General features: G+C 62.4%; 6 protein-coding genes and 2 pseudogenes. 5 read left to right on the top strand and 3 right to left on the bottom strand.

What is annotated here, in order from left to right; genetic code table 11:
• Positions 1-1,377 (top strand): chaperonin GroEL (gene groL, locus AC0L17_RS12935; protein WP_473516097.1); only part of this gene is annotated, 1,377 nt, incomplete at its 5' end.
• 435 nt (positions 1,378-1,812) lie between these two features.
• Here groL and AC0L17_RS12930 read toward each other — a convergent pair.
• Positions 1,813-2,412, bottom strand: coding sequence for a TetR/AcrR family transcriptional regulator (locus AC0L17_RS12930; RefSeq protein WP_473516096.1), 600 nt, complete (start codon positions 2,410-2,412; stop codon positions 1,813-1,815).
• A gap of 115 nt (positions 2,413-2,527) precedes the next feature.
• Between AC0L17_RS12930 and AC0L17_RS12925 the strand changes: the two are divergent.
• Positions 2,528-2,979: pseudogene (locus AC0L17_RS12925) on the top strand (OsmC family protein).
• A 17-nt stretch (positions 2,980-2,996) separates the two neighbouring features.
• On the top strand, positions 2,997-3,383 hold the full coding sequence (locus tag AC0L17_RS12920; protein ID WP_473516095.1) for a nuclear transport factor 2 family protein: 387 nt from the start codon (positions 2,997-2,999) through the stop codon (positions 3,381-3,383).
• Positions 3,384-3,394: 11 nt separating this feature from the next.
• Here the strand turns inward: AC0L17_RS12920 and AC0L17_RS12915 are convergent.
• Positions 3,395-3,605: pseudogene (locus AC0L17_RS12915) on the bottom strand (LysE family translocator); the annotation flags it as partial.
• Here AC0L17_RS12915 and AC0L17_RS12910 point away from each other — a divergent pair.
• Both AC0L17_RS12910 and AC0L17_RS12905 read left to right on the top strand, forming a co-directional pair.
• Positions 3,547-3,780: a hypothetical protein gene (locus tag AC0L17_RS12910; RefSeq protein ID WP_473516105.1), complete on the top strand. Its 234-nt coding sequence runs from the start codon at positions 3,547-3,549 to the stop codon at positions 3,778-3,780. The pseudogene AC0L17_RS12915 and the gene AC0L17_RS12910 sit on opposite strands and share 59 nt — an antisense overlap.
• A gap of 217 nt (positions 3,781-3,997) precedes the next feature.
• Positions 3,998-4,669, top strand: a complete 672-nt coding sequence (locus AC0L17_RS12905) for a VOC family protein (RefSeq protein ID WP_473516094.1) — start codon at positions 3,998-4,000, stop codon at positions 4,667-4,669.
• Positions 4,670-4,999: 330 nt separating this feature from the next.
• Here AC0L17_RS12905 and AC0L17_RS12900 read toward each other — a convergent pair whose 3' ends face one another.
• Positions 5,000-5,611 (bottom strand): LysE family translocator, encoded by a 612-nt coding sequence (locus AC0L17_RS12900; RefSeq protein WP_473516093.1) that lies wholly within the window; start codon positions 5,609-5,611, stop codon positions 5,000-5,002.
• Between the last annotated feature and the right edge of the window lie 472 nt (positions 5,612-6,083).

Genomic DNA, 6,083 nt, shown 5'->3' with positions numbered 1-6,083 from the left:
GTTCTGGCGCAGTCGATCGTCCAGGAAGGCCACAAGGCGGTTGCCGCCGGCATGAACCCGATGGACCTGAAGCGCGGCATCGACCTCGCGGTCAGCGACGTCGTCTCGACGCTGATCAAGAACGCCAAGAAGATCAAGACCTCGGAAGAGGTTGCCCAGGTCGGCACCATCGCCGGCAATGGCGATGCCTCGGTCGGCTCGATGATTGCCGAAGCGATGCAGAAGGTCGGCAATGAGGGCGTCATCACGGTCGAGGAAGCCAAGACCGCCGAGACCGAACTCGAAGTCGTCGAAGGCATGCAGTTCGACCGCGGCTATCTCTCGCCCTACTTCGTCACCAACGCCGACAAGATGGTTGCGGATCTGGAAGACGCCTACATCCTTCTCCACGAGAAGAAGCTCTCCAACCTGCAGGCCATGCTGCCGATCCTCGAGGCTGTCGTGCAGACCTCGAAGCCGCTGGTCATCATCTCGGAAGACGTCGAAGGCGAAGCCCTGGCCACGCTGGTCGTCAACAAGCTGCGTGGCGGCCTGAAGATCGCCGCCGTCAAGGCGCCGGGTTTTGGTGATCGCCGCAAGGCCATGCTGGAAGACATCGCCATCCTCACCGGTGGCCAGGTCATTTCCGAAGACCTCGGCATCAAGCTCGAGAATGTCGGCCTCAACATGCTCGGCCGCGCCAAGAAGGTGTCGATCTCCAAGGAGAACACCACCATCGTCGACGGCGCCGGCAAGAAGGCCGAGATCCAGGGCCGCGTCGCCCAGATCAAGCAGCAGATCGAGGAGACCACCTCGGACTACGACAAGGAGAAGCTGCAGGAACGTCTCGCCAAGCTGGCGGGCGGCGTTGCCGTCATCCGCGTCGGCGGTGCGACCGAGATCGAAGTCAAGGAAAAGAAGGACCGCGTCGATGACGCCCTCAACGCGACCCGCGCGGCCGTCGAAGAAGGCATCGTTCCCGGCGGCGGCGTCGCACTGCTGCGCGCTTCGCTGAGCATCAAGGCTGTCGGCGCCAACTCCGACCAGACCGCTGGCATCGCCATCGTGCGTCGCGCGCTGCAGGCTCCGGCCCGTCAGATCGCGGCCAACGCAGGTGCGGAAGCATCGATCGTTGCCGGCAAGATCCTCGAGAACAAGGGCCCGACCTTCGGCTTCAACGCCCAGACCGGCGAATATGGCGACATGATCGCCATGGGTATCGTCGATCCGGTCAAGGTCGTGCGCACGGCTCTCCAGGACGCGGCCTCTGTCGCCGGCCTGCTGGTCACCACCGAAGCCATGATCGCGGAGGCTCCGAAGAAGGAGTCGGCTGGCGGCGGCATGCCAGGCGGCATGGGCGGCGGCGGCATGGGCGGCATGGGCGGCATGGACTTCTAAGGGAATCCATCAGCCTTCAGATACCGAAAGGGCGGCCGAGAGGTCGCCCTTTTTGTTTGTCATGCACCACAATCGCCGTGCTAGCCGCGATCGGCGGGCGAGACCTCCTGTACCGCCGTACGCTTTGGCAATAGTTACGGCATGGATCCTAGGGTCTTCGCGACGGAGCTTCGCTCCTGCTCCGCCCTAGGATGACGAAGGCAATGTCGTTTCGGCTAATCTTCAGCTGGCGATATTCCATCAGCCGCGCGTCCCACGACAGGTCAGTACGCCTTCGTCATCCTAGGGCGGAGCAGGAGCGAAGCGACGTTGCGGAGACCCTAGGATCCATGCCGTTACTTCTGAATGTTGCGGCGGTGCAGAACATGGATCGCAGGCTGGAGCCATCTCTTGTTCGGCCTTCGGGCCCTTTGGCGGCATCCGCACCAGCTTCCGTCACGTCGCCGTTACAGCGACCTCTTTGGCCGGCAATGCACCCTCTATCAGCGCGGCGACTTCATCGGCTACCGCCAGCACCGGGGCGCGGTCGCGGCTGGCGCGCGCGATCACCATCAGCCCTTCCAGCGACGATTCGACAAGCAGCGCCAGGGCGCGGGCGCGGCGCTCAGGCACCCCTGCCCTGACGAAGGCCGCCTGCAGCAGGCCTACCCATTGCTCAAAAGCCGACCGGCACAGTTCGGCCAGTTCCGGCACGTCGGCCGGCGAGTCCAGCACCACGGGTGCGATCGGACAGCCAAGCGTGAACTGGTTGTCCTCCAGCATGCGTGCGACCGACTGGTAGATGTGGTGGACAGCCACCGCCGGATCTATTTCGGCGGTCAGCTCTTCGGCGAGCCATCGAGACACCTTGTCCACGCTGTCGCGCGTCACCTCGATGACCAATTGGTCCTTGCCGCCCGGAAAATGAAAGTAGAGCGATCCTCTCGGCGCACCGGAGGCGCTCAAGATGTCGTTGAGCGAGGTGCCGTGATAGCCGCGCTGCCTCAGCAGCAGCGCCGTCGCCTCGATGATGCGGATGCGGGTGTCGTTCGCCATGTCAACCTCTGTCAGGAGTGAGCTTTATAGGCTTGCGCCAAATATGACAATCGGTCTATATAGTATGTAGATCAGTCTATATATTCGGCGTTTCATCGAAGAGGAGAACGACAAAATGACCATCCGTGAAGCAGAGGCCCAATGGCAGGGTTCGTTGAAAGAAGGCTCGGGCCGTCTGCGGCTCGGCAGCGGCGTCTTCGAAGGCGCCTATTCCTTCCCGTCGCGCTTCGAAAACGGTCCCGGCACCAATCCCGAGGAATTGATTGCGGCGGCACATGCCGGCTGCTTTTCAATGGCGTTGAGCGCCATACTGGGCAGCGGCGGCCATGTCCCCGTAGGGATTCACACCGTCGCCAAAGGTGCATCTCGGCACGAGCACGGCCGGACCGACGCTCACCCGCATCGACCTTGAAACGGAAGCCGAAATCCCGGGCCTGGCGCCCGAGGAATTCCAGCGCCTTGCCCAAATCGGCGAAAGCAACATGCCTCGTCTCCCGGGCTTTGGCGGGCGTGGCGGATATCAGGCTCAAGGCCGACCTCGTCACGGCCGCCGCTGCGGAAAAATGAAATCAGGAGGTACCGAGATGAAACGGGATAGCATCATTGTCGTCCATCCCGACGACCAATCCAGACAGACGGCCGATATCATCCGGCGCTTCAACGACGTGTTCCAGCTTCATGATCCGTCGGCGCTCGCCGAGCTGGTGGCCGAGGACTGCGTCATCGAAAACACCGTGCCGGCGCCGGATGGCGCCCGCCATGCCGGCCGTGAGGCATGCGTGCGGCTGTGGTCGGCGATCGCCAGCGAACCCGGCACCTGTTTTGACATCGAGGAGACGTTCGTCGCCGGTGAGCGGGCGACAATCCGCTGGCGCTACTGGCCCGCCGAAGGCAACTCCATCCGTGGCGTCAATCTGATGCGCGTAGCGGACGGGCTGATCGTCGAAGCGATGGGATATGTAAAGGGATAGCACCGGCGGCTCTACCGCTCGGTCAGCGCCAGTTTTGCGCCGAGCGCGACGAAGGCGCCGGCGAAGGTGCGGCGCATCCAGGTCAGCACTACGGGCCGCGACACGACATGCGGATCGAGGCGGCAAGATGCCGTAGCCGACAAAGACGACGAAGGTCAAAAGCATGAAGACGCTCGATAGCTCCAGCATCTTCGACAGTGCGTGCGGCTCGGTGGTGCTGACGTGTGGCCTTTGCCGGGTTCTGCAGCAGGGTGTGTCCATGACCCGCAGCGGAAGTTCGCTCGTCCTCGATTGGACTTTGATTTTGGGAGTTGATTTGCTGCAATACAATAAGAATGCTACCAGTTTTAGTCGTCAATATTTTTTGCTGACCAGCGATCAGCCTGCCAAAACGTAGGGCGCGTTCGTCCGCCGCGAAGTCCATCTCGGATTAGCGGGCGCGAGTTCGCGCTATCGGATATGTGCACATCCAGAAGAGCATCGCGAGGTTCGGCGGCACAGGTGCGGCCCGTAGCCTCAAATCCCGCTTGCATGCATGAACAGCCACCACGGGCACCGGCCAGCGCGCGCGGCGTTGAAGATAACGCAACGCATCCAAACCCAAGGAGATCGTCATGAATGATATTCAGGAGCGCGGCGAAGCCGCAATCGCAACCCCGTCAGCGCGAACGGTCGACATCAAGCTCGAAGTCGCCGTCATCCCCGTTTCGGACGTCGATCGAGCCAAGCGATTTTACGGCGGCTTGGGTTGGAGGCTCGACGCCGACATCACAGGCGACGAATTTCGTGTCATCCAGTTTACGCCTCCGGGCTCTTCGTGTTCGATAGTCTTCGGCTCAGGAGTCACCCCAGGGCCCTACGCCCGGGTCGAGCTCGATGTCCTCGAAAGCGTTGGCGAGCTCGTCGTGTCAGACATCGAGGCAGCGCGCGCCGAACTCGCCGATCGCGGTGTCGACGTGAGCGAGGTTTACCACTATGCCGGCAGTGAAGGCCGTGTCAGCGGTCCGGACCCTGAGCGGCGCAGCTACTCCTCGTGGGCCTCCTTCAGCGATCCGTCCGGAAATGTCTGGCTGTTGCAGGAGGTCACTGCGCGAGCGCCCGGCCGCGTCGACGCTGACGACACCACATTTGTCTCGCCGGCCGAACTCGCGGCCGCGCTCCGGCGTGCGTCTGCGGCCCATGGCGAGCATGAGAAGCGGACAGGCGGCCAGCGTGATGAGAACTGGCCGGACTGGTATGCCGAGTACATGGTGGCCGAGCAGGCTGGCAAGCCGCTGCCGCTGTAAGGGTGGATCACGACGTCATTTGAAACGGCAGCATCGACGCAATAGTAACCCTTTGATCGAGGAGCCAGCGCCCTCGGCGGCTCGATCGAAGTGCAGGGCGTGCGCATCCCGGCACCAACCACGCTTTGAGGCATTAGCGATAGCGTTTTGATGTTTCTCGGGCAGACGCGCTTGCAAGCGACCGTGCTCTTATCTTCGGGCGCAGAGCGGCCTCCATCTGGCGCTATTTCATGGCCGACGGCAACTCGCTGCGCGGCGTCAACCTGATGCGCGTCGGGAACGGGCGGATCGTCGAGGCGATGGCTACATGAAGGGGTAGCACCGGCGGCGCTACCGCTCGGTCAGCGCCAGTTTTGCGCCGAGCGCGACGAAGGCGCCGGCGAAGGTGCGGCGCATCCAGGTGAGCACCATCGGCCGCGACACGACATGGCTGCGGATCGAGGCGGCGAAGATGCCGTAGCCGACAAAGACGATGAAGGTCAAAAGCATGAAGACGGAGCTGAGCTCCAGCATCTTCGACAGCGCATGCGGTTCGATGGTGCTGACGAACTGCGGCAGGAAGGCGAAGAAGAAAATCGACAGCTTCGGGTTGAGGATGTTGATGAGGATGCCTGAGGTGATCACCTTGCCGGTCGTGCGCGGCGCGGCATCCTGCCCGACGTTCAAGCTGCCGCTCTCCTTCAGCGTGTTCCACGCCATGTAGAGCAGATAGGCGACGCCCAGATATTTCAGCGTCTCGAAGGCGAGCGCGCTGGTGTGCAGCAGCGCCGCCAGACCGGTGATGGCGGCCGCCATGTGCGGAATGATGCCGAGCGTGCAACCAACAGCCGCGATGATGCTGGCGCGCGCGCCACGCGAAAGTCCGGCGCTCAGCGTATAGAGAACGCCGGTGCCGGGCGAAGCCACGACGATCAGCGACGTCAACAAGAATTCGATGCTCACGATGCGTCCTCCGGTGACCTGCCGCCGGCAAGGTAGCCAGCGAAACGCGCGGGCACAAGCCAGCCCGAAGACCGTTAGTGCCTCATTTCGAATTTCGGGTCACGACCCAAGGCGGTATCCCTCGGCGGGATTTTAAACCAACTCCCGTAGGCGACGTTTCGTCAGAATCGTCAGCTCGTTTCCTAAGGCAAACCTTGCACTGCTGGCCCTGCCGTCATCGCATTGGCCTGACTTTGGACACCACCTTCACTGGGAACGAGGCCGATCCGGAACACTTCTTGACCCGACGCCGTGTAAGCTACAAACTTGTCCTTGCGCCGTGACCACCTCTCCTGAAGCGGGATAATCGTCATGTGTCACAAATCCTTTGGATCGCAGGAGCTGACGAAAGGCAAGGTTGCGGCGCATGCCCTGTCCTGCGCCGCTGTGTTGTTCTTTGTTGCGCGCGCGGTTTTCACGATGCTTCGCTCTG

The sequence above is a fragment of the Mesorhizobium sp. WSM4829 genome (assembly GCF_055811475.1).
This window is presented reverse-complemented; position numbering and strand designations above follow the sequence as displayed.